At 71.8% G+C, this 21,171-nt stretch carries 21 protein-coding genes, 1 pseudogene and 1 riboswitch; of the genes and pseudogenes, 16 read left to right on the forward strand and 6 right to left on the reverse strand.

Going from position 1 to position 21,171, the window contains the following annotated elements; translation table 11 throughout:
- Window positions 1–101: 101 nt before the first annotated feature.
- The 11 genes and pseudogenes from cobO to R4I43_RS05855 all read left to right on the forward strand — a co-directional run.
- A complete protein-coding gene (gene cobO / locus R4I43_RS05805; RefSeq protein WP_324264473.1) occupies window positions 102–716 on the forward strand; it encodes a cob(I)yrinic acid a,c-diamide adenosyltransferase in 615 nt (204 codons plus the stop codon).
- Window positions 710–2,080: a cobyrinate a,c-diamide synthase gene (locus tag R4I43_RS05810; protein WP_324264474.1), complete on the forward strand. Its 1,371-nt coding sequence runs from the start codon at window positions 710–712 to the stop codon at window positions 2,078–2,080. Before cobO ends, R4I43_RS05810 begins: the two co-directional genes overlap by 7 nt.
- Complete coding sequence (cobI, locus tag R4I43_RS05815; protein ID WP_324264475.1) at window positions 2,077–2,814, forward strand: precorrin-2 C(20)-methyltransferase; 738 nt, start codon at window positions 2,077–2,079, stop codon at window positions 2,812–2,814. The genes R4I43_RS05810 and cobI overlap by 4 nt, the downstream gene beginning before the upstream one ends.
- Window positions 2,808–4,037: a precorrin-4 C(11)-methyltransferase gene (gene cobM / locus R4I43_RS05820; protein WP_324264476.1), complete on the forward strand. Its 1,230-nt coding sequence runs from the start codon at window positions 2,808–2,810 to the stop codon at window positions 4,035–4,037. Before cobI ends, cobM begins: the two co-directional genes overlap by 7 nt.
- The gene (locus tag R4I43_RS05825) at window positions 4,021–5,184 is read left to right on the forward strand and encodes a cobalt-precorrin-5B (C(1))-methyltransferase (protein ID WP_324264477.1); all 1,164 of its coding nucleotides are present in this window, start codon (window positions 4,021–4,023) and stop codon (window positions 5,182–5,184) included. Before cobM ends, R4I43_RS05825 begins: the two co-directional genes overlap by 17 nt.
- A complete protein-coding gene (cbiE, locus tag R4I43_RS05830) occupies window positions 5,169–6,368 on the forward strand; it encodes a precorrin-6y C5,15-methyltransferase (decarboxylating) subunit CbiE (protein ID WP_324264478.1) in 1,200 nt (399 codons plus the stop codon). Before R4I43_RS05825 ends, cbiE begins: the two co-directional genes overlap by 16 nt.
- A 147-nt stretch (window positions 6,369–6,515) precedes the next feature.
- A complete protein-coding gene (cobJ, locus tag R4I43_RS05835; RefSeq protein WP_324264479.1) occupies window positions 6,516–8,273 on the forward strand; it encodes a precorrin-3B C(17)-methyltransferase in 1,758 nt (585 codons plus the stop codon).
- Window positions 8,263–8,445: a DUF362 domain-containing protein gene (locus tag R4I43_RS05840; RefSeq protein ID WP_324264480.1), complete on the forward strand. Its 183-nt coding sequence runs from the start codon at window positions 8,263–8,265 to the stop codon at window positions 8,443–8,445. Before cobJ ends, R4I43_RS05840 begins: the two co-directional genes overlap by 11 nt.
- A gap of 30 nt (window positions 8,446–8,475) precedes the next feature.
- Window positions 8,476–8,778 carry a hypothetical protein gene (locus R4I43_RS05845; RefSeq protein ID WP_324264481.1) on the forward strand — a complete coding sequence of 101 codons (303 nt, stop codon included), beginning with the start codon at window positions 8,476–8,478 and terminating at the stop codon, window positions 8,776–8,778.
- The gene (locus R4I43_RS05850; protein ID WP_324264482.1) at window positions 8,729–8,971 is read left to right on the forward strand and encodes a helix-turn-helix domain-containing protein; all 243 of its coding nucleotides are present in this window, start codon (window positions 8,729–8,731) and stop codon (window positions 8,969–8,971) included. The genes R4I43_RS05845 and R4I43_RS05850 overlap by 50 nt, the downstream gene beginning before the upstream one ends.
- Before the next feature lie 243 nt (window positions 8,972–9,214).
- Window positions 9,215–9,697: pseudogene (locus tag R4I43_RS05855) on the forward strand (pyridoxal-dependent decarboxylase); the annotation flags it as partial.
- Here the strand turns inward: R4I43_RS05855 and R4I43_RS05860 are convergent.
- Window positions 9,694–10,581: a DMT family transporter gene (locus tag R4I43_RS05860; protein ID WP_324264483.1), complete on the reverse strand. Its 888-nt coding sequence runs from the start codon at window positions 10,579–10,581 to the stop codon at window positions 9,694–9,696. The pseudogene R4I43_RS05855 and the gene R4I43_RS05860 overlap by 4 nt on opposite strands.
- A gap of 91 nt (window positions 10,582–10,672) precedes the next feature.
- On the opposite strand from R4I43_RS05860, the gene R4I43_RS05865 reads away from it, so the two are divergent.
- Window positions 10,673–11,527 carry a LysR substrate-binding domain-containing protein gene (locus R4I43_RS05865; RefSeq protein ID WP_324264484.1) on the forward strand — a complete coding sequence of 285 codons (855 nt, stop codon included), beginning with the start codon at window positions 10,673–10,675 and terminating at the stop codon, window positions 11,525–11,527.
- A gap of 32 nt (window positions 11,528–11,559) precedes the next feature.
- Here R4I43_RS05865 and R4I43_RS05870 read toward each other — a convergent pair whose 3' ends face one another.
- Complete coding sequence (locus tag R4I43_RS05870; protein WP_132677999.1) at window positions 11,560–11,829, reverse strand: DUF1876 domain-containing protein; 270 nt, start codon at window positions 11,827–11,829, stop codon at window positions 11,560–11,562.
- 183 nt (window positions 11,830–12,012) lie between these two features.
- A riboswitch (cobalamin riboswitch) is annotated at window positions 12,013–12,136 on the forward strand.
- Window positions 12,137–12,233: 97 nt separating this feature from the next.
- Here R4I43_RS05870 and R4I43_RS05875 point away from each other — a divergent pair.
- From R4I43_RS05875 to cobA, 4 genes are read left to right on the forward strand one after another with little or no spacing between them, the layout of a single operon-like run.
- Window positions 12,234–13,268: a HoxN/HupN/NixA family nickel/cobalt transporter gene (locus R4I43_RS05875; protein WP_324264485.1), complete on the forward strand. Its 1,035-nt coding sequence runs from the start codon at window positions 12,234–12,236 to the stop codon at window positions 13,266–13,268.
- Window positions 13,269–13,284: 16 nt separating this feature from the next.
- A complete protein-coding gene (locus R4I43_RS05880) occupies window positions 13,285–13,896 on the forward strand; it encodes a precorrin-8X methylmutase (RefSeq protein WP_324264486.1) in 612 nt (203 codons plus the stop codon).
- The gene (locus tag R4I43_RS05885; protein WP_324264487.1) at window positions 13,893–14,798 is read left to right on the forward strand and encodes a sirohydrochlorin chelatase; all 906 of its coding nucleotides are present in this window, start codon (window positions 13,893–13,895) and stop codon (window positions 14,796–14,798) included. The genes R4I43_RS05880 and R4I43_RS05885 overlap by 4 nt, the downstream gene beginning before the upstream one ends.
- Window positions 14,779–15,990 (forward strand): uroporphyrinogen-III C-methyltransferase, encoded by a 1,212-nt coding sequence (cobA, locus tag R4I43_RS05890; RefSeq protein ID WP_324264488.1) that lies wholly within the window; start codon window positions 14,779–14,781, stop codon window positions 15,988–15,990. The genes R4I43_RS05885 and cobA overlap by 20 nt, the downstream gene beginning before the upstream one ends.
- Before the next feature lie 306 nt (window positions 15,991–16,296).
- On the opposite strand, the gene R4I43_RS05895 is transcribed toward cobA, so the two are convergent.
- The 4 genes from R4I43_RS05895 to R4I43_RS05910 all read right to left on the reverse strand — a co-directional run bounded on the left by R4I43_RS05895 (window position 16,297) and on the right by R4I43_RS05910 (window position 20,819).
- Complete coding sequence (locus R4I43_RS05895; RefSeq protein ID WP_407691200.1) at window positions 16,297–17,802, reverse strand: DEAD/DEAH box helicase; 1,506 nt, start codon at window positions 17,800–17,802, stop codon at window positions 16,297–16,299.
- A 220-nt stretch (window positions 17,803–18,022) separates the two neighbouring features.
- A complete protein-coding gene (locus R4I43_RS05900) occupies window positions 18,023–18,973 on the reverse strand; it encodes a serine protein kinase RIO (RefSeq protein ID WP_407691201.1) in 951 nt (316 codons plus the stop codon).
- Between the two features lie 194 nt (window positions 18,974–19,167).
- Entirely contained in the window at window positions 19,168–19,908 is a 741-nt protein-coding gene (gene yaaA, locus R4I43_RS05905) for a peroxide stress protein YaaA (RefSeq protein WP_324264489.1), read from the reverse strand.
- Between the two features lie 17 nt (window positions 19,909–19,925).
- Entirely contained in the window at window positions 19,926–20,819 is an 894-nt protein-coding gene (locus R4I43_RS05910) for an endonuclease domain-containing protein (protein ID WP_324264490.1), read from the reverse strand.
- Between the last annotated feature and the right edge of the window lie 352 nt (window positions 20,820–21,171).

The following is a 21,171-nucleotide window of genomic DNA, read 5'->3' on the forward strand; positions in this document are numbered from 1 at the left end:
ACGCTCGTCCATCTTCACGCTTCGAACGGCGGTCGCCGCGGTGAAGTTGCCCACCTCATGCGGGGCCGTGCGCTGGGGATGCTCTTGGTTAGGGTCAGTGCATGCCTCAGGGACAGCCTTCGACCGTGCCAGCCGATGGACTCACGACTCGCCAGCGCCGCAACCGACCCTTGGTCGTGGTGCACACCGGTGAGATGAAGGGCAAGTCCACCGCCGCGTTCGGGCTCGCGCTGCGCGGCTGGAACCAGGGCTGGTCCATCGGGGTCTTCCAGTTCGTCAAGTCCGCCAAGTGGAAGGTCGGCGAGGAGTCGGCGTTCCGCGCCCTCGGCCGGGTCCACGACGAGACCGGCGAAGGCGGTCCCGTCGAGTGGCACAAGATGGGCGAGGGCTGGTCCTGGACCCGAAAGAAGGGCACCGAGGAGGACCACGCCGCCGCCGCGCTCGAAGGCTGGCAGGAGATCGCCCGCCGCCTCGACGAGCAGCGCCACGGCCTCTACGTGCTCGACGAGTTCACCTACCCGCTGCACTGGGGCTGGGTCGACGTCGACGAGGTCGTCGCCAAGCTCCGCGAGCGCGAAGGCCACCAGCACGTCGTCATCACCGGCCGCTACGCGCCGCAGGCGCTGATCGACGCCGCCGACCTCGTGATGGAGACCGGCAAGGTCAAGCACCCGATGGACGCCGGGCAGAAGGGCCAGAAGGGCATCGAGTGGTAAACCCGACCCAGTCACCCGCTCGGGTGGTCTTCGCGGCTCCGGGTTCGGGGCAGGGCAAGACCACCGCGGTGACCGGTCTGCTCGGTGCGCTGCGCAGACGCGGTGACCGCGTCGCGCCCTTCAAGGTGGGACCCGACTACATCGACCCCGGCTACCACCGGCTCGCCGCCGGGCGGACCGCGCGCAACCTCGACCCCGTGCTGGTGGGTGCCGACCGCATCGCTCCGCTGCTGCACCACGGGTCGGCCGGTGCCGACATCGCCGTGGTGGAAGGCGTGATGGGGCTGTTCGACGGCCGCATCGGCGCCGACGAGGAGATCGCCTTCGGCTCCACCGCGCACGTCGCGCAGCTCATCGACGCGCCCGTCGTGCTCGTGGTCGACGCCAAGGGGCAGAGCCACAGCCTCGCCGCGCTGCTGCACGGCTTCCGCGGCTACCGGCCGCAGGTGCGGGTCGCCGGGGTGCTGCTCAACCGCGTCGGCTCGGCCCGCCACGAAGAGGTGCTGCGCTCGGCCGCCGACAACGCGGGCTTACCCGTGGTCGGCGCGATCCCGCGCACCGACGACCTCGAAGTGCCCTCGCGGCACCTCGGCCTGGTCACCGCCGTCGAGCACGGCGCCGAAGCGCTGCGCGCCGTCGAAGCGATGACCGACGTCGTCGAGCGGTCGGTCGACCTCGACGCCGTCACCGCCCTCGCCCGCACCGCCGGTGACCTGCCCGGACCCGCCTGGGACCCGGCCGCCGAAGTCCGGCCGCAGGGTCGGCCGGTCGTCGCCGTGGCGGGCGGGCACGCGTTCAGCTTCGGCTACGCCGAGCACGTCGAACTCCTCGAGGCCGCCGGAGCCGAAGTCGCCCTCGTCGACCCGCTGCGCGACGAACGACTGCCCGAGCGGACCGCCGGACTGGTGCTGCCGGGCGGGTTTCCGGAGCAGCACGCCTCCGCCTTGTCGGCGAACACCGCGCTGCGCAACGAGATCCGCGCGTTCGCCACCTCCGGTGCCCCGGTGCACGCCGAGTGCGGCGGACTGCTCTACCTCGGGGAAGAGCTCGACGGCGAACCGATGTGCGCCGCGCTGCCGGCCCGCGCGGCCATGTCTCAGCGGCTGACGCTGGGCTACCGGGACGCCGTCGCCGCCACCGAATCCCCGCTGTTCGCCGAAGGAACCCGCATCAGCGGCCACGAATTCCACCGCACCGCAACCGAACCTGGCCACGGCCGGGCGCCGGCCTGGTTCTGGCGCGGGCCCTCCGGGGCGCACCGCGAGGGGTTCGTCCACGGCGGAGTGCACGCCTCCTACCTGCACACGCACCCGGCCGGGAACCCCGGCTCGGTGGCCCGATTCGTCATGAGGTGCCTGCGATGAGACTCGTCGGAGTCGGGGTCGGACCCGGCGATCCGGAAATGCTGACCCTGGCCGCGCTGCGCGAGATCCGCAACGCCGACACGGTGTACGTGCCGGTCCTGGCGTCCGACGAGCAGGGGCGCGCGGAGGCCATCGTGCGCGCGCACCTGGGCGCGGACGAACGGGTGCGGCGGCTGGTGTTCGCGCTCGCCGACCCGGTCGACGGGCCGCAGGAACGCCGCCGCAGGCACTGGGACGACGCGGCCGAGACCGTCGCGGAGCGGTTGCGTGATCAGGGCGGCACGGTGGTCTTCGCCACCTTGGGCGACCCCGCCGTGTACTCGACCTTCAGCTATCTGGCAGCGGCCGTCGCCGAGCTGTTGCCCGAGGTCGAGATCGCGACGGTGCCCGGGATCACCGCGATGCAGGCGACCGCGTCGCAGGCGGGCATCGCGCTCACCGAGGGCTCGGAGCCACTCACGGTGATGCCGGTGCTGCGCGATGTCACCGCGCTGCGGGAGGCGTTGCGCACGCGAGGTACGGTCGTTGCTTACAAAGGCGGGCGACGCCTGGGTGAGCTGCGCGACGCGATCGGCGAGAGCGGAGCTCTCGACCGCTCGGTCTACGCCGAGCACCTGGGCACGCCGGATGCGCGGGTGCTACCGCTTGCCGAAGTGTCCGATGTGGACGATGCGCCTTACTTGTCGACAGTGGTAGTGCTGCCACCCCGAGGCGGAAGAGGAGAGCAATGGTGACTGGCCGGATCTCGTTCATCGGCGCCGGACCCGGCGCGGCCGACCTGATCACGGTCCGCGGCGCCAAGCGAATCGCCGAAGCCGACATCGTGGTCTGGGCCGCGAGCCTGGTCACGCCGGAGTGCGTGCAGGAGCACGCCCGGTCTGACACCGAGCTCGTCGACTCCTCCCGGCTGACCCACGAGCAGGCGGTGGAGATCTACCGGCGCGCCGAGCGCGACAAGCTCAACGTCGCCCGCGTGCACTCCGGTGACCCCTCGCTGTGGGGCGCGGTGCAGGAGCAGTACGACGCTGCCGTGCGGATGAACGTCGAGGTCGAGATCGTGCCCGGCGTGCCCGCCTTCTCCGCCGCCGCGGCGGCGATCGGCCGCGAGCTGACCGTCCCGGAGGTCGCGCAGTCGCTGGTGCTGACCCGCCTGGAGGGTGGCAAGACGCCGATGCCCGACGGCGAGAAGGTGCGCGAGTTCGCCAAGCACGGCACCACGATGGCGCTGTTCCTGTCCGCCGCGCGCACCGGCCAGCTGGTCGAGGAGCTGCGCGCCGGCGGCTACCCGGACGACACGCCGGTGCTGGTGGCCTACAAGGTGACCTGGCCCGATGAGCTGCTGGTGCGCAGCACGCTCGGCGAGCTCGAAGCCGACTGCAAGAAGCACAAGCTGTGGCGGCACACGCTGTTCATCATCGGCAAGGGCCTCACTGCGGGCGGCACGCGCTCGCACCTGTACCACGCGGGGCACTTCCACACCTACCGCAAGGCCGACAAGGAGGCCCGCCGCGCGCTGCGCGCCGAGCGCGCCACCCGTCGCACCGAGACGCCGCGCGAGCAGCCCGAGGAGAGCGACCCGAACAAGCTCCGGGAGTCCGACGCGGCCTGGTGGGCCGTCCGCGACTGGCAGGAAACCGCGCGCGGTGCGGCCCGTTTCGGCGCGAACCGGACGATCCCGATCCACCAGGTCGACGAGTCGCAGTCGCAGCTGTTCGTCGCCGAGGAGGCCGCCGAGCCGGAAGCCGTTGCGCCGCAGCAGGAGTCGACCGCGACGGCCACCCGCACGACCGGCGCGACGCGCAAGTCGACCGGTGCTGCGAAGTCCTCGGCCGCGAAGTCCGGCACGGCCAAGTCGGGCGCCACCAAGCGCAAGGCCCCGGCCAAGCCGGCGTCGGCGAAGTCCAAGCAGCCAGCCAAGCGCAAGCCCGCGGCGAAGCCGGATGAGCAGTCAGAGTGATCCGCAGCCGCCGCTGCGCGAGCCGGACCTGCCGCGCACCGCGAAGGTCCGTCCCAAGGCGCTGCGCACCGGTTTCACCACCGGCGCCTGTTCCGCGGCGGCAGCCAGGGCGGCGGCCGAACTGCTGGTCACCGGCCGGCTCCCGGCGACCGTGGACATCGGCTTCCCGGACGGCAAGCGGCGGCGGTTCCCGGTCGACTCCGGCAGCGCCGAACCGCCGACCGCGGTCGTGGTCAAGGACGCCGGCGACGACCCGGACGTCACGCACGGCGCGCGGCTGACCGTCAGCCTCGCGCCGCGCGAGGACGGCGAGGTCGTGCTGCACGGCGGCGAGGGCGTCGGCACCGTCACCAAACCGGGCCTCGGCCTGGAGGTGGGCGGTCCGGCGATCAATCCCGTGCCGCGGCAGATGATCATCGATTCGGTGCGCGAGGTGCTCGGCGAGCGCGGCGCGGACGTCACGATCACCGTGCCCGGCGGCGAGAAGATGGCCTACAAGACCACCAACCGGCGGCTGGGCATCTTCGGCGGCATCTCGATCCTCGGCACCACCGGCATCGTCCGGCCGTTCTCCACCGCCTCGTGGCGCTCCAGCGTCGAGCAGGCGGTGTCGGTGCTGGCCGCGCAGCAGGGCCAGGTGGCGGTGCTGTCCACCGGCGGGCGCACCGAGCGGGTCGCGATGCGGCTGCTGCCCGACGAACCCGAGGTGGCGTTCATCGAGGTCGGCGACTTCACCGGCGCCGCTGTGCGCCAGGCCGTGGAGCACGGGCTGGACGAGATCGTGTTCGTCGGCATGATCGGCAAGCTCACCAAGCTCGCCTCCGGCGTGGTCATGACCCACTACACGCGGTCCAAGGTGGACACCGGGCTGCTGGGGCGGCTGACCGCCGAGTTCGGCGGCAGCGAGCAGGACGTCGCCGAGGTCAGCGAGGCCGCCACCGCCCGCCGCGCGTACGAGGTGTGGCAGCGCGGTGACTACTTCTCGGCGTGTGCGCACCGGTTGTGCGAGCTGGTGGCAGCAGTATTGGAGCGGTTCAGCGAGGAGTGCGGTCGCAGGCTGCGTGCTCGGGTCGCGATGGTCGACTTCGAAGGAGAGCACGTGGTCGCGGCCACCGAGGCGAGGTGGGTGACGTGGCAGTCACGGTGATCGGGGTCGACGGGGCGGCTCTGCCGCCGGGTGGTGCCGAGGCCATGCAGCAGGCGCGGTTGGTCGTGGGAGGCAAGCGCCACCTCGACGCGCACGCGCCCGACCACGCGAAGCGGCTCGAACTCGGACCGCTGGAACCGGCGCTCAACGCGCTGTCCTCCCTGTCCGGCGACGAGACGGGCGTGGTGCTGGCCTCCGGTGATCCGGGGTTCTTCGGCGCCGTGCGCGCGCTGCGGGAACGCGGCGTCCGCTGCACGGTGCTGCCCGCGACCTCCAGCGTGCAGCGGCTGATGGCGCGCGCCGGGCGGTCCTGGGATGACGTGGTGGTGGTCAGCGCCCACGGTCGCGACCTGGGCGCGGCGATCAACGTGTGCCGGGCGCGCCCGGCGGTGGCGGTGCTGACCGCGCCGAAGTCCGGTCCGGCGCAGATCGCGTCGGGTCTGGCCGGGTGGCGGCGGACCATGATCGTCGCCGAGGACCTGGGCGGGCCGAACGAGTCGGTGGTGACCATCGACCCGGCGGACGCGGCCAAGCGCACCTGGTTCGAGCCCAACGTCGTGCTGTGCCTGGCCGACGCCGACGAGGTGCCGCCGCGCGGCTGGATGGCCGGCGGCGAGCCGATCCCGCCGGCGACCGGCTGGGCGCTGTCGGAGGACGAGTTCTCGCACCGCGACGGCATGATCACCAAGGCCGAGGTGCGCGCCGTGGCGCTGGCGCGGCTCGCCCCGCGCCCGGGCACGCTGGTCTGGGACGTCGGCGCGGGTTCCGGTTCGGTGGCGGTGGAGTGCGCCCGGATGGGCGCGGCGACCATCGCGATCGAGTCCGACGAGGCCCAGGTGGTCCGGATGGTCACCAACGCCGCAGGTCACGGTGTTGACGTGCGCATCGAGGAGGGCAAGGCCCCGCAGGCGCTGCGCGAGCTGCCCAAGCCGGACTCGATCTTCGTGGGCGGCGGTGGCAACGAGGTCGTCACCTCCTGCGCCCACGCCGGAGCGAGCCGGATCGTGGTCGCTCTCGCGGCCCTCGACCGGGTCGGCCCGACCCGGGAGACGTTGCGCTCGGCGGGTTATGAGGTCGAGGGCGTCCAGCTCGCGGCCTCGCGGCTGGCGGAACTCCCGGACGGCTCCTCCCGCTTGGAGGCCGCCAACCCGGTGGTCCTCATCTCAGGTCGCAAGAAGGCCTGAGCGCGGACCGGGGCGGGTTCTGCCCGACCTGACCAGGCAGGACGGGAGCGATCACCGCCGGTTCGGTCCGGACTGCCCGGTTCGGGAGTGTCGTAGGGTGTTTTCACCCGATCCGGGCACATGAACGAACGAGGTAGGGGAGTAGCAGTGATCGGTCTGTTCGCGGTGACCGCGGCGGGACGGCGGGCAGCCGCCGAACTCGCCGGACGGCTGGGGCCGGAAGCCCTGGTCGCCGATGGTCCGATCGGACCGGCCGTCCGACGCCTCTGGGACCACCTCGACGCCGCCGTGTTCTTCCTGGCCAGCGGCGCCACGATCCGCCTGGTCGCGCCGCTGCTGCAGGACAAGCACACCGACCCGGGCATCGTCAGCGTCGACGAGGCGCAGCGCTTCGCCATCGCGCTCACCGGCGGGCACGGCGGCGGCGCTAACGCCCTGGCCGAGCAGGTCGCCGACGTCCTCGGCTGCACCCCGGTGATCACCACCGCCACCGACTCCACCGGCACCACCGCGCTGGACGAGCTCGTCGACCAGCTCGACGCCACCGTCGACGGCGACCTGCCCTCCTGCGGTGTGGCGATCCTCGACGGCGCACCGGTCCGGCTGGTCAACCCGCTCGGCTTCCCGCTCCCGGCGCTGCCGCCCAACGTCGGCACCGAGGTCGAGAACCCGGAGTGGACGGTGGTGATCGACGACCGCCGCCCGACCGAGGACGAGGAGCGCACGCTGCGCCTCATCCCGCGCACGCTGGTCGTCGGCGTCGGTTCCGCGCGCGGTGTCTCGCGCACCGCGGTCACCGAGACCATCGCCCGGCTCGACAGCGAGCACGGCCTGGACCCGCGCGCGATCCGCGCGTTCGCCAGCGTCGACCTCAAGGCCGACGAGGCCGGCATCCTCGACGCCGTGCAGGACCTGGGCTTCTGGCACTCCCGCGACGGCGGCGACGAGCTGTCGCTGCTGACCTACCCGGCCGAGGTGCTGTCCGGCGTGGAGGTGCCCAACCCGAGCGAGGTGGTGCGCAGCGAGGTCGGCACGCCCAGCGTCGCCGAGGCCTCTGCGCTGCACGCCGCCGCCGAACTCGCCTACGGCGCACCGGTCGGGCTGGTGGCCGACAAGATCAAGGGCGACAACGTCACCGTCGCCGCCGCTCGGATCAGCCCGCGCGGCAGGCTCGCCATCGTCGGCATCGGCCCCGGTGCGCCGGACCTGCGCACGCCGCGCGCCGACGCCGAGCTGCGCCGCGCCTCGGTGGTCGTCGGCCTGGACCAGTACCTCGACCAGGTCCGGCACCTGCTGCGGCCGGGCACCGAGGAGCGCGCCACCGGCCTGGGCGCCGAGGAGGCCCGCGCGGCCGAGGCGGTCGACCTGGCCAAGCAGGGCCGCGCCGTCGCGCTGATCGGCTCGGGCGACGCGGGCGTGTACGCGATGGCCAGCCCGGCGCTGGAGAAGGCCGACGTGGACATCGAGGTCGTCGGCGTCCCGGGCGTGACGGCCGCGCTGTCGGCGTCGGCGCTGCTGGGCGCCCCGCTCGGCCACGACCACGCCCTGATCAGCCTGTCCGACCTGCACACGCCGTGGGAGATGATCGAGCGCCGGGTCCGCGCCGCGGCCGAGGGCGACCTGGTGGTGTGCTTCTACAACCCGCGTTCGGTGCAGCGGCACTGGCAGCTGGGCCGCGCCCTGGAGATCCTCGCCGAGCACCGGCCCGCCACGACCCCGGTGGGCGCGGTCCGCCAGGCCAGCCGCGCGGACCAGAAGGTCTGGTGCGCCCCGATCGGCGATTTCGACCCGGCCGAGGTGGACATGTTCACCACGGTCGTCGTCGGCTCCTCGCAGTCCGCTGTGGTCGGTCGCCGGATGGTCACGCCGCGCGGCTACCGCTGGATGGCGGGCGATGTCCGTTGACCCGCTGACGATCACCGACGCCTGCACCGCCTGTGGCGCGTGCCTGCTCACCTGCCCGGAACACGCCCTCCGCCCGGCCCCGGGCCGCCCCTACGTGCTCGCCGAAGCCTGCACGTCCTGCGGCGAATGCGTCGAGATCTGCCCCAGGGACGCCATCGACCTCCACGACTAGCATTTTCGTTTTGTTCGTTTCGCTGCTTATGTGGTGGTCATGGAGGGGACGGAGCAACGCACGGTACTGCCGCCGGCCAGGGCCGACGAGCTGTTGGGGCTGTTGCGCGCGCTGGACGAGCAGCGCTCGGCTCCGGCGCTGATCACCCGGGACGGCACCAGGATCGATCTGCCTGACGAGCTCTACGACGTGCTGCACGACGTGGTGTTCGCCCTGTCACGCGGTATGGCCATCACGGTCGCCCCGCGCCACACCGTTTCTGACCACCGGCGAGGCGGCCGAGATGCTGGGAATCTCCCGCCCGACGCTGGTCAGGCTGCTCGAAGCGGGTGAGATCCCGTACGAACAACCCGGTCGGCACCGCAGGATCAGGCTGGACGACCTGCTGGCCTACCAAGAGCGTGCCCGTCGAGCCCGTGCCGCCGGTCTCGACGAGATGGTCCGGGTGTCCGAAGCCGGTGGCGTCTACGACGTGCCGCCCGATGCCAAGGCCGAGCGTCGATCGGTCCCGGAAGAGGAAGCCTGACCGCCACCGATGATCCGTGCCCTCCTCGACACGTGCGTGCTGTTCAAGCCGCTCGTGTGCGACGCGCTCCTCAGCATCGCCGAGGACGCCGCGTTCCGTCCGCTGTGGTCCAGGGACATCCTGGACGAGTTGCGCGGTTCGCTGATCCGCGCCGGTGTGGTTCCCGAGTCGGTGGAGCACCGGATCGCGCAGATGCAGACCCACTTCCCGGGGGCGGACGTCGACGGTTACGAGGATCTGATCCGGGCGCCGATGATCGAGGCGCTGTCGATCCTGCCGGAGTACCTGCGCAACGAGGCCACCGAATCCGGCGAGGTGATCGACTACCGGGACTGGCAGGTCCCGCTCGGCCGCCGGTTCCGGGCGTTGAAGCTGTGGTCGGTGCTGCGCTGGTACGGCGCCGAGGGGCTGCGCGCGCACATCCGCGACACCGTCGCGCTGGCCCAGGAGTTCGCCGGGTGGGTGCGCGAGGACCCGGATTTCGAACTGCTGGAACCGCACCCGTTCGCGCTGGTCTGCTTCCGGCCGCGCTACCCGGACCTGCCCGCGGCCGAGGCCGACGAGCGCACCCACCGGATGATGAACGCGCTCAACGATTCCGGCGACCTCTACCTCACCCACACCAAGATCGACGGTCGGACCTTGCTGCGGCTGGCCATCGGTTCCCCGGCGACCGAGCGACGCCACGTCGAGGCGGCCTGGGAGGCGATCCGCCGGGCCGCCTAGACCGGGGCCGGGGTGCGGGTTTCGGTCCGGGTGCCCAGCACGCACGCCGTGGTCGCCAGGGCGATGCCGACGACCACTGCGGCCGAAGGGGTTTCGCCGAGCAGCGGCCAGGCGATCACGGCCGTGAACGGCGGTACCGCGCTGAACAGGGCGCTCGCCCGCGCCGCCCCGCCGACCGCGACCGCCCGCAGGTAGCAGCTCACGCCCAGCACCGAACCGGTGATCACCAGCCACAGCACGGTGATCCCGGCCTGCGCCCAGTGCGTGACGTGGCCGTGCTCGAACGCCGCGATCACCCCGATGACCAGCGCAGCAGCGACGGTCTGCACGGCACCGCCGGAGCGGATGTCGATGCCGCCGCAGTACCGCTGCTGGTAGAGGCCACCGGCCGAGAAGCCCAGCAGGCCCAGCAGCGTCAGCAGGATCGCCGGGTTCCACTCGCCCTCGGAAGCGACCTGCCCGCCCAGGGTGACCAGCACCGCCAGCACGCCCAGCACGAGGCCCAGCACCCGCCACCGGCTCAGCCGCTCCCGCAGCAGCAGCGCCGCCAGCGCGGCCGTGAGCACCGGGTTCATCGAGATCACCAGCGCCGTCACCGACGCGGGCACGCCGGCGGCCATCCCGCCGTAGCAGCCGCCGAACTGCATCGCGTGCGTCAGCAGCCCGGCCACCGCGCTGTGCCCGGCCGCGGCGCCGCTCGGCCAGGTGGCGCGTCCGACCAGCGCGATCACCGCCAGCACTCCCGCGGCGAGGGTGAGGCGCACGGTGGTCAGCAGGAACGGGGACGCGGCGGCCACTCCCAGCGCTCCGGTCGGGTAGCCGCTGGCCCAGAAGAAGACGACGGGAGCGGCGAGCGAGAGCGGGATCGACCGCGCGGAGGGCATGCTCGAAGACTTCACCGCGCGCCCCGGTGGCGTCCAACAACGATAAGCGATCGCGATCGATCGCGGCTGCTGATCGGTCTACGCTGAGCGCATGAGTGCAGTGCTCGACGTCGTCGCGCTGCGCAGCCTGGTGGCCGTCGCCGACTGCGGCGGCTTCCACCGGGCCGCGGCGGCGCTCTACCTGACCCAGTCGGCGATCAGCCAGCACCTGCGCAAGCTGGAGCGGGCGCTGGACCGCAAGCTCGTGGTCCGCGAGGGCAGGCAGGCCCGGTTCACCGCCGACGGCGAACTGGTGCTCGCTGAGGCCCGCCGCATCCTCGACGTGCACGACGACGCCGTGCGCAGGCTCGGCGCCGAAGGGCGCGGCACGCTGGTGTTCGGCTCCACCGAGCACGCCGCCGACCGGTTCCTGCCCGAACTGGCCTCCGGGATGCGCACGGCGTTCCCGGAACGCGAGATCCGCTTCCGCCTGGACCGCACGGCCCGGCTGGCCGACTCGGTCGACCGCGGCGGCATCGACATCGCGCTGCTCATCGACGACACCGTCTGCCGACGCAGCATCGACGCAGGTCAGCTGCGGCTGGAGTGGTTCGCCGCGCCGGACTGGCAGCCGCCTGCCGAGGACGTGCCGCTGCCGATGGTCGTGTTCGACCAGCCCTGCACGCTGCGCAGGCACGCGATGGAGGCGATGAACGCGCTGGGCCGGAGCCCGGACCTGGTCTGCGAGGCCGCCGACCTCTCCGGCGTGCTCGCCGCGACCCGCGCCGGTCTGGGCGTGACGCTGCTGCCGTCGACGAAGACGCGGCCGACGGGCCTGGTCGAACGCCGCGACCTGCCACGCCTGGAGCCCGCCCAGCTCCGGGTGCGCACCAGACCCGGCCTGCCGATGGAGGTCGCCGAGGCCGCCGCCCACGTCGTCCGCGACGTCCTCGCCGAGGTGGGGTGAGGCTTCGACCGGAACCTCACCGGCCCACGGGGTCAGGCGGGCAGGTGGACTCGGCGGTGGAGGCGGTCTCCGATGTCGTTGGAGGCGTTGTCGAGGAGCTTGTGGGCGAGTTCGAACAGGGCGCGGGCGATGGCGATCTCGTCGCCGATCTGCGGTACCTCCGGGTCGTCGGGGTGCCTGCGGGCCGTGCCGTGACCGTGCAGCGCCTGCCCGGCCGGTGTGGTGAAGCCGACGTCGGCGGTCGTCTTCGCTCCCGCCTCCACGACCTGCAGGTTCAGCGTGATCGAGTGCGTCTCGTTCATGGTGGCCTCCTTGACGCAGCATCGAGCCGGAGCAATGGGCTCGTCCACCGGGGTACCCCCGATCGGTCCGGTTGAAAGCGCCTTCGGCCGATCGAAGCCACGCGCAGATCACGCAACGTGATCGATTTCACCGAGTTTGACCTCGGACCGTAGATCAGGCAAGGATGACTGTCGCCGACAGTGCAGGAACCCGGTGCGAATCCGGGACGGTCCCGCCACTGTGACCGGGGAGTGGTCCCCACCCATCGCCACGGCTGCCACCAGCTGGAAGGCGGGGAACCACGCCGATCCGGGAGTCAGGACACTGCGTGCCGGCCCCGTGCCGCGAACCCGCGGCGCGCGGCCACCGAACCCCGGGCGGGAGAACCCAGGAGGTCGGAGAACCCATGAGCGGGGATGCCGAAGTGAGCCGGCCCACGGCCGGATGGGGCGCACGCGAGCGCCGGAAGTCAGCGGTCCTGCTGGCCGCCATAGGAGCACTGCACCTCGCGGGATGGGGTGCCTACCTGCTGCACGAGCAGGCGTTCAGCGCCGCCGGAGGCCTCGCCGCCGCCGGCACCACCGCCTACCTGCTCGGCCTGCGGCACGGATTCGACGCCGACCACGTCGCCGTCATCGACGACGCCACCCGGCTGCTGATGCAGCGCGGCAGGCGTCCGGTGTCCACCGGCATGTGGTTCGCCCTCGGCCACGCCAGCGTCGTGATGCTGCTGGCCTGCGCGATCGCCTTCATCGCCGGACCCGCCGCCCAGCAGTGGGCCGAGCAGACCGGCGTGCGCGTGGCCACCGCCGTCGACCTGATCGTCGTCGCCGTGCTGACCACCCTCGCCGTGCTCAACGCGCTCGTGCTGCGCGACGCCTGGCGGCTGCTGCGCCGGGCCCGCAGCGGCGCCATCGACGAAGCCGAGGTCGAACTCGTCCTCGGCCGCCGCGGACTGCTCGCGCGCCTGCTGCGCGGCCGGATGCAAGGCGTTGCCCGCTCCTGGCACCTGTTCGGCATCGGCCTGCTGTTCGGCCTCGGGATGCAGACCGCCACCGAGATCACGGTGCTGGCGATGGTCACCCCGGGGGCGAACCTTTCGGCGATCGCGGTGCTGAGCCTGCCGCTGCTGTTCGCCGCCGGGATGTGCACCGTGGACAGCGTCGACGGGATGCTCATGTCCCGCGCCTACACCTGGTCGCTGGCGCGCCCGCTGCGGCGGCTGTGGGTCAACGTCACCACCACCGCGCTGACCGTCGGGCTCGCCGCGCTCGTCGCCTTCGTCGTCCTCTGTGGACTCCTCGCCGAGTCGGGACTGGAGTTCCTCGGCGGGATCGCGGCCATCGCGGACCAGTTCGAGCTGCTCGGCTACTTGACCTTGGCGCTGTTCCTGCTGGTGTGGGGCGGCGCGGCGATGTGGTGGCGGCTCACCGCACGGAAGAACGCGGAAATCGCGTAGGGGAACAGGAACGACCATGAGGCGCACAGTGCATCCGATCGAGACCGAGTCCTACCGGATCATGCGGTCCCGAGCCGACTTCGACCGGTTCGAGCCGTTGACCCGGGCGGTCGTCGAACGCGTCGTGCACACCACCGCCGACCCCAGCTGGACCGGCGAGGTCGTCGCGGACGAGCCCGCGCTGCGGCAGGGCCGCGACGCCCTGCTGGCCGGCGCGCCGCTGATCACCGACGTGCGCATGGTCGCCTCCGGCATCACCGCCCGCGAGGTGCGGATCGGCCTGGACTTCCCGGGAGTCGCCGAGCTCGCCGCTTCCGAAGGCCTCACCCGATCCGCCGCAGGCATGCGACTCGCGGCGGCGGAACACCCCCGCGGCGCCGTGTGGGCGGTCGGCAACGCCCCCACCGCGCTCACCGAACTGCTCCGGCTCGCCGAGAACGGCGACCTGGAACCGGCGCTGATCGTCGGTGTCCCGGTCGGCTTCGTCGGCGCCGTCGACAGCAAGGCCGCACTGCGGCGCAGCGGCCTACCGGCCGTGAGCACCTTGACCGAACGCGGTGGGGCGGCGATCGCTGCCGCCGCCATCAACGCCCTGCTCTACTGGGCAGAACCTGGAGGTAACCGGTGACCGAACCGCTGCTGGTCGTGGGCCACGGCACGGTGGACGAACGAGGTGTGTCGGAGTTCCACGCCTTCCTGGAGCGGCTGAAGGCGCGCATGGCCGCGGCCGGTGTCGACACCTCCGGCGGCTTCATCGAGCTGTCCGCCCCCGCGGTCACCGAAGCCTGGGCCGAGCTCACCGACAAGGGCCACCGCCGGATGGCCGCCGTGCCGCTGGTCCTGGTCGCCGCCGGGCACGGCAAGGGCGACATCCCGGCCGCGCTGGAGCGCGAAGTCCGCCGGCACCCCGGCACGTCGTTCGTCTTCGGCCGCCCGCTCGGCCCGCACCCGATCCTGCTGGACCTGCTCGCCGAGCGGATCGCCGCGGAGGTCCCGCGCGAGGAATGGGTCGACACCGCAGTGGTTCTCGTGGGCCGCGGCTCCACCGACCCCGACGCCAACGCCGAAGTGTGCAAGGTCTCACGCCTCTTGCAGGAGACCTGCGGCTTCGACACTGTTGAGACCGCGTTCATCTCCCTGGCATCGCCGGACGTCCCTGGCGGGCTGGACCGGGCTCGCAAGCTCGGGGCCAAGCGCGTCGTGGTGGCCCCGTACTTCCTGTTCGACGGCGTGCTGCCGCAGCGCGTCGTGACGCAGGCGCGCGAGTGGGCCCAGACCGCGCCGGAGCTCGAGCTCCACGTCGCCGGATACCTGGGGGACTGCGATGCCCTGGTCGACCTCGTCGTGGAGCGGTACCACGAGGCCCTGCACGGCGACATCCGGATGAACTGTGACACCTGCGCGTACCGGGTGCTGCTGCCGGGTTTCGAGGACAAACTGGGTGCACCGCAGACGCCGCACCACCACCCAGACGACCCGACCGGACACGGTCACGCACACGGACACGCACATGGCCACTCCATCGGATAACCACTACCTCGCCGGACTCGACCTCAGCGGTCGCCGCGTCGTCGTGGTCGGTGCCGGGCCCGTCGCTCAGCGACGGCTCCCCCGGCTGATCAAGGCAGGCGCCGCCGTCGAGGTGATCGCCCCGCAGGCGACGCCCGCGGTGGAAGCGCTGGCCGACTCGGGCGAGATCACCTGGAGCCGCCGCGAATACCGCGACGGCGACCTCGACGGCGCCTGGTACGCCGTCGCGGCGACCTCGTCGGACGAGGTCAACGCCGCCGTGGGGGCGGAGGCGGAGCGCGATCGCGTGTTCTGCGTCCGCTCCGACAACGCCACCGAGGGCAGCGCGGTCACGCCCGCCGTCGCCGAGCACGACGGGCTGCTGCTCGGCGTGCTCGCCGGCGGCAAACCGCGCCGCAGCGCCGGTGTCCGCGACGCGCTGCTGGAGGCGATGCAGTCCGGTGCGGTCGACGAGCACCCCGAGCCGCACGCACCCGGTGTCGCGCTCATCGGCGGCGGACCGGGCGCTCCGGACCTGATCACCGTGCGCGGGCGGCGGCTGCTGGCCAAGGCCGACGTGGTGCTCACCGACCACCTGGCGCCTCGGGAACTGCTGGAGGAGCTGGGCTCGCACGTCGAGGTCATCGACGTCTCGAAGATCCCCTACGGCCGCTCGGCGAGCCAGGCCGTGATCAACGAGACGCTGATCGAGAAGGTCCGCGCGGGCAAGTTCGTCGCCCGGCTCAAGGGCGGCGACCCGTACCTGTTCGGCCGCGGCTTCGAGGAGCTGCTGGCCTGCGCCGAAGCCGGTGTCCCGGTGATCGTGGTGCCCGGCATCACCAGCGCCTTCTCGGCTCCGGCGATGGCCGACGTGCCGGTCACGCACCGCGGCGTGGCGCACGAAGCGGTCGTGGTCTCCGGCCACGTGGCTCCCGACGACGAGCGCTCGCTCGTGGACTGGGAAGCCCTGGCCCGGCTGCGCGGCACGTTGGTGCTGCTCATGGCGGTGCAGCGGATCGAGGCGTTCGCCGAGGTGCTGATCAAGAACGGGCGCCCGGCCGACACCCCGGTCGCGGTCGTCCAGGAAGCCACCACTGGCACCCAGCGCTCCCTGAAGACCACCCTGTCCCGGGTCGCGGACGACGTCCGCACCCACGACATCAAACCCCCAGCGGTCATCGTCATCGGCCCCGTCGCGGGTCTGAAGGACTGACCGCACGACGACGCCCCTCCGACCCACGGCCGGAGGGGCGCAGTCATGCCCTCACGCAGAAGAACGGATTACCGCCGTATTCCGTCCACGGATTACGGCGGTAATCCGTCCCCAAAACCGCCACACCCCCAAGACCAGGGCCACCCGCGCAGTCGAAACCCGGATTACCGCCGTAATCGGGCGACGGATTACAGCAGTAATCGGGCGAGACGGAGCACCGCCAACGCCGGTACGGAGCACCGCCGGAGTTGAGACCCGGATTACCGCAGTAATCGGGTCCCGGATTACTGCGGTAATCCGGGTGGATCAGCGAGGGGTGTTGGAGCGGCGCGGGCGTTGCGGGGCGGTTGCGCGGCCGCCGGTGGTGCCGCGGCGGTTGCGGTTCGGGTTGCTGCTGGAACCGGAGCCGCTGCCTCGGCGGCTCGGCTCGGTGCCGCGGGGAGCGCGCTGCGGGCGGTGCTCGCCGCGCGACTTCGCCGGCTTGGGCTGCTGTCGCTGCGGAGCGGCCAGCGGCGTGCCGGAGGGCTCGCGGGCGCCGGTGACCCGGGCGAGTTCGGCGTCCTGCGGGCGGATCTCGGTGGTGATGGCCTTGACCCCGGCCTGGTTGGCCATCGCGCGGAACGCCTGCTTCTGGTCCTCGGTCACCAGCGTGACCACGGTTCCGCTGGAACCCGCGCGCGCGGTGCGACCGGCGCGGTGCAGGTAGTCCTTCGGGTCCGCCGGGGGCTCGACGTGCACCACCAGGCTCACGTCGTCGATGTGGATGCCGCGAGCCGCCACGTTGGTGGCCACCAACGTGCTGGTCGAGGCGTTCTTGAACTCGTCGAGGATGCGGGTGCGCGCGTTCTGCGCCTTCCCGCCGTGCAGCGCACCTGCCTCGACGCCGACCGCGCGCAGCTTCTTGGCGAGCCGGTCGGCGTGGTGCTTGGTGCGCACGAACATGATCGTGCGGCCTTCGCGCGCGGCGATGCGCGCCAGCACGGTCTGCTTGTCGGTCGCCGACACCAGGAACTGGTGGTGCTCCATGCTGTCCACGCTCGCCGACGGCGGCGCCAGCGAGTGCACCACCGGGTCGGTCATGTACCGCTCGACGAGCTTGTCCACGTCACCGTCGAGCGTCGCGGAGAACAGCAGCCGCTGCCCGTCGGAGGGCACCAGGTCCAGGATTTCCCGCACCTGCGGCATGAATCCCATGTCGGCCATCTGGTCGGCCTCGTCGAGCGCGGTTCGCTCCACTTCGGACAGATCGCAGGTGCCCTGCCGGAGGTGGTCGTTGAGCCGACCGGGAGTGGCGACCAGGACGTCCACGCCGCGCCGCAGCGTGTCGACCTGCCGGTTGAACGACGTGCCGCCCACGACCTCGCGGACGTACAGGCCCAGGGCCTTGGCGAGCGGTTTGAGCGAGTCGGTGACCTGCGTGGCCAGTTCGCGGGTGGGCACCAGCACCAGAGCGCGCGGCCGCATCGGGCGCGCGCTCTCGGTCTGCAGCGCCAGCAGCGGTAGCCCGAAGGCCAACGTCTTGCCCGAACCCGTCTGGCCCCGGCCGAGCACGTCGCGGCCGGTCAGCGCGTCCGGGATGGTCGCGGCCTGGATCGGGAAGGCCTCCCGCATGCCGTTGTCGTGCAGGGCGCGTACCAGGCGCTTGGGAAGGCCGAGGTCGGCGAACGGTGCCGGGTCGACGGCCGTCACCCCGACCTCGTCGAACAGGCTCCGCTTCGCCGGCTTGGCGTTGACCGCCTTGGCCTGCGGGCGGCGGCGACGCGGCCGGTCCTGCTGGCTGCGGCGTGCGGGCGTGGCAGAAGAAGAAGGCACGAAGAGAACTCCCCGGAGGTAGGCACGTCACGGGGAGAGCTTCGCGGATCCCTCCGCGGGCGATCACGAGGACGAGCCCGGCGCGATGCCGCGCCGATGGGTGGGCGAACGCGGCGGACGCCGCTCGCAGTGCGGCCGAATCTCGGCCGCGGACTCGGGCAAGTCTATCCGATCGACCCGGCCCCTGGGCTCGCGGTGTCCGAGGGCCGGGACACATCGGTCAGCGCAGATTCGCCTCGGCGGCGAGCAAGTCGGCCAGTTCATCGGGGTCGAACCGGGTCTCGTCGCCGCTGCGGGAGCGGAACCAGGACGCGATGTTGCGTGCGTCACGCCGCAGGTAATCCGCGCCCTGCGGGTTGGCGACCACGTCCACCGCCTGCGGCAGGTCGATGAGCATCAGGCGGCCTCGGTGCACCAGCACGTTGTAGGCCGACAGGTCGCCGTGGGTGAATCCGTGCCGCGCCAGCGTCCTGAGGGCTTCGACGAGCTGGGCCCAGAGGTCGTCGAGCTCGCCGGAGTCCGGGCGCAGCGCGGCGAGCCGAGGTGCGGCAGTGCCGTCCGGTGAGCCGAGGAACTGCATGAGCACCTCGGTGCCGACCCGCTGCGCCGGGGAGGGGACCGGCGCTCCCGCCTGCCACAAGGCGCTGAGCACGGTGAACTCCGCCACCGCCCACTGCTGGGCGATCATGCCTCGGCCGAACGAGGTGCGGTTCTCGATCGCCCGCATCTCGCGGGACCGGCGCAACCGCCTGCCCTCCAGATAGCCGCCATCGCGGTGGAACATGCGGTGGTCGGCGTCGCGGTAGCGCTTGGCCGCGAGCAGGCAGGACTGGCCATCGGGAACCGAACGGCGCAGCAGGTGCACGTCGGCTTCCTTGCCGGTCTTGAGCACGCCGAGCTCCTGGTCGACCGCCGCGAGATCGGTGACCAGCCACTCCGGATGCGGCTGCGGCCCGTGCCCGCCGGAGTCCCAGGTGGACCAGCGGTCGGCGCCGTCGGGCAGCGGGAGCGGCTCCGGCTCGTCGCGGAGTTCCGCGAGGTGGGTGCGTTCCTCTTCGGTCAGCCGACCGCGCCGGACGGGCTCGTCGTCGAAGCGGCGGCGTCGGGGCGCGGCGGGCTTGCGCTGCTTGAACTGCTTGGTGGTGCGGATGAACTTCGGATCGTCGTGCACGACTGCGGGCTCCTTGAACGGATTCCTCCGCCGGAGCAACCGGTTTCAGCGCACGCGAAGCGGAGGAAGAAGTTTGGGGTGTCTGCGCGGCTGAACCGCGCGCACGACCGTCACTGCGCTCACCACGGCAAACCTCCTTCCTTCTCGTCGACGGCTAGTTTCGGGGGAACCGGCCGCCGACCGCAACCGAATTTTCACCGCACCACGATGCAGAGCTTGCGGTCGGCCTCGCGTTCCACGTTCAGACCCGCGTCCGAGGCGGTGTCCAGGACGTCCTCGACGGTCGCGGGCTCCTCCGGCGCGCAGGCGAGTGCGCGGGCGAGGCGGCCCTTGTGCGACTTGTTGTGGTGGCTGACCACCTTGCGCTTGCCCGAGGCGTCTTCGGAGAGGACCCGCACCTCGACGGCCCCGCCGACCTTGGCCAGCGCCGCGTAGGCGCCGGAGCGGAGGTCGACGACGAGGTCGTCGGCCTCGGCCAGCACCGGCTCCAGCACCGGCCGCCACACGCTGCGCAACGTCCCCAGGCCGGGCAGCGAGCCGCCGCCGGAGAGCCGGTAGGCCGGGATCGAGTCGGTGCCGCGCACCAGCCCGAACAGCGCCGAGGCCACCGCCAGCCGCGCATCCGCCTGCTTGCGCTCGGCGGGCTCCAGCGAACCGATGTCCAGCGCGTCGTAGAGCACCCCGGTGTAGCGCTCCAGCGCGGGCCGCGTGGGTGCCGACCACAGCGCGGCGTTGCGCTCCACCTCGTCGACCTGGCGCTCGGAAATCCCCAGCACCTCAAGGCTTCTCGGCACGTCAGAGGACAAAGTGGACAGAGCGTCGACGAGCTCGCGACGAGTCCCGTTCAGCTCCGGGTGCGACATCCCGGCCAGCTCCAGCCGAGCACCGTCCCCACCAGCCGCCTTGGTCTCCGAAGGAGGAAGCAGAACCAACACCCCACCAGGGTAAACGCTCACGCGGCGCTACGACCGCGCCACCTGACCGCTGACGCGACCTCTGCGATGACCTCGTCCACGCGGTTGCGCAGCCGATCGTTGGTCACCACGATCACCGTCCACCCCAACGCCCGCAGCCGATCACGCCGAACCCGGTCGTGCTCCACCTGCGCGGGATCCGCGTGCCAGCCCCCGTCGTACTCGACCGCGACCTTCGTCTCCTCGAAGGCGAGATCGAGGCGAGCGACGAACCGATCACCGTCGTAGACCTCCAGCTGCGGCACGGGACGCATGCCGCGCAGCACGAACTCGACCCGGAGAACGGACTCGGGAACCGACTCGGCCCGCCCGTCCAGGTAGGGGATCCGCAGCCGTGCACGCCGGATCCCGTGGTCGTGCCTGCCGACGAGGGATCCCGCGACCTCCTCTGCCGTGATGGCTCCGGCGTGCAGCAGGGCGTCGCAGTGGGCGACCGCCTGCGTGATCGACCGCTGTTTGAGCAGGTCGAACGCGATACGGGGGAACCCGGCCACTCCGACGCCGCGCCACGGCGAGTGCTCGAACTCGGCGATGCGAACCGCAGAGCAACGCAGCCCCTTCCTGCGCATCATCCGGTCGGCGTTCGGCACGATCACCTCGACCGGGTCGCTGAACCCGGCGAGTTCCACGCCGCGCAACGTCGCGGCTGATCTGCCGGTGATGACCGAGCCTTCGGGGACGGTCAACGCGGCTGCGGCGCATTTCAGCAGGTGGGTCAGGGGCGTGGTGGGCGTGGTGTAGACGCCGTGGAACACGCGGAGGAAGCGGGCGTAGATCTGTTCATCGGTCAGGCCCGCGGCCCGGGCGTCGCAGCGGCGGAAGACGGTGATCGGGAGTTCGTCGATGACGGGCGGACGTGGTTGGGGTCGCATGCCAACAAAGAGGAACGAACGCCCTTCTCAGATACACCTCGCGGATCTTTTCGGGGTGAAACTCCCTGAACGTGTGAACTGAACGCTCCGTTTTTCGTCGGAGGTGACGGATTACTCCGGTAATCCGTTCACTGATTACCGGAGTTTTCAGGGTCCTACTGCGTCCCGCTCCGGATTACCGCCGTAATCGGGTTCCTGAATACGGCGGTAATCGGGTCACCCCGTGCCCAGGGTGCGTCTCGTGGACGAGGGGTGGTTTGCGGTTTGGGGAGGTGGGTGGGGTTCTGGGTGGGGTGCGGTATTCGTTTGACCAGGTCGTTTGGGGTGCGGGAGTATCAGGGCTCCGCCTCAC

The sequence above is a fragment of the Saccharopolyspora mangrovi genome (assembly GCF_035320975.1).
Classification (GTDB): domain Bacteria; phylum Actinomycetota; class Actinomycetes; order Mycobacteriales; family Pseudonocardiaceae; genus Saccharopolyspora; species Saccharopolyspora mangrovi.

Excerpts from the sequence above, each read along its gene's own strand:
- R4I43_RS05840 (WP_324264480.1), top strand. The coding sequence starts at position 8,263 with ATGTCCGTTGACCCGCTGACGATCACCGACGCCTGCACCGCCTGTGGC.
- R4I43_RS05880 (WP_324264486.1), top strand. The coding sequence starts at position 13,285 with ATGAGGCGCACAGTGCATCCGATCGAGACCGAGTCCTACCGGATCATG.
- cobA (WP_324264488.1), top strand. The coding sequence starts at position 14,779 with ATGGCCACTCCATCGGATAACCACTACCTCGCCGGACTCGACCTCAGC.
- R4I43_RS05860 (WP_324264483.1), bottom strand. The coding sequence starts at position 10,581 with ATGCCCTCCGCGCGGTCGATCCCGCTCTCGCTCGCCGCTCCCGTCGTC.
- cobM (WP_324264476.1), top strand. The coding sequence starts at position 2,808 with ATGGTGACTGGCCGGATCTCGTTCATCGGCGCCGGACCCGGCGCGGCC.
- R4I43_RS05910 (WP_324264490.1), bottom strand. The coding sequence starts at position 20,819 with ATGCGACCCCAACCACGTCCGCCCGTCATCGACGAACTCCCGATCACC.
- cobI (WP_324264475.1), top strand. The coding sequence starts at position 2,077 with ATGAGACTCGTCGGAGTCGGGGTCGGACCCGGCGATCCGGAAATGCTG.
- R4I43_RS05825 (WP_324264477.1), top strand. The coding sequence starts at position 4,021 with ATGAGCAGTCAGAGTGATCCGCAGCCGCCGCTGCGCGAGCCGGACCTG.
- R4I43_RS05870 (WP_132677999.1), bottom strand. The coding sequence starts at position 11,829 with ATGAACGAGACGCACTCGATCACGCTGAACCTGCAGGTCGTGGAGGCG.
- cobO (WP_324264473.1), top strand. The coding sequence starts at position 102 with ATGCCTCAGGGACAGCCTTCGACCGTGCCAGCCGATGGACTCACGACT.
- R4I43_RS05850 (WP_324264482.1), top strand. The coding sequence starts at position 8,729 with ATGCTGGGAATCTCCCGCCCGACGCTGGTCAGGCTGCTCGAAGCGGGT.
- R4I43_RS05865 (WP_324264484.1), top strand. The coding sequence starts at position 10,673 with ATGAGTGCAGTGCTCGACGTCGTCGCGCTGCGCAGCCTGGTGGCCGTC.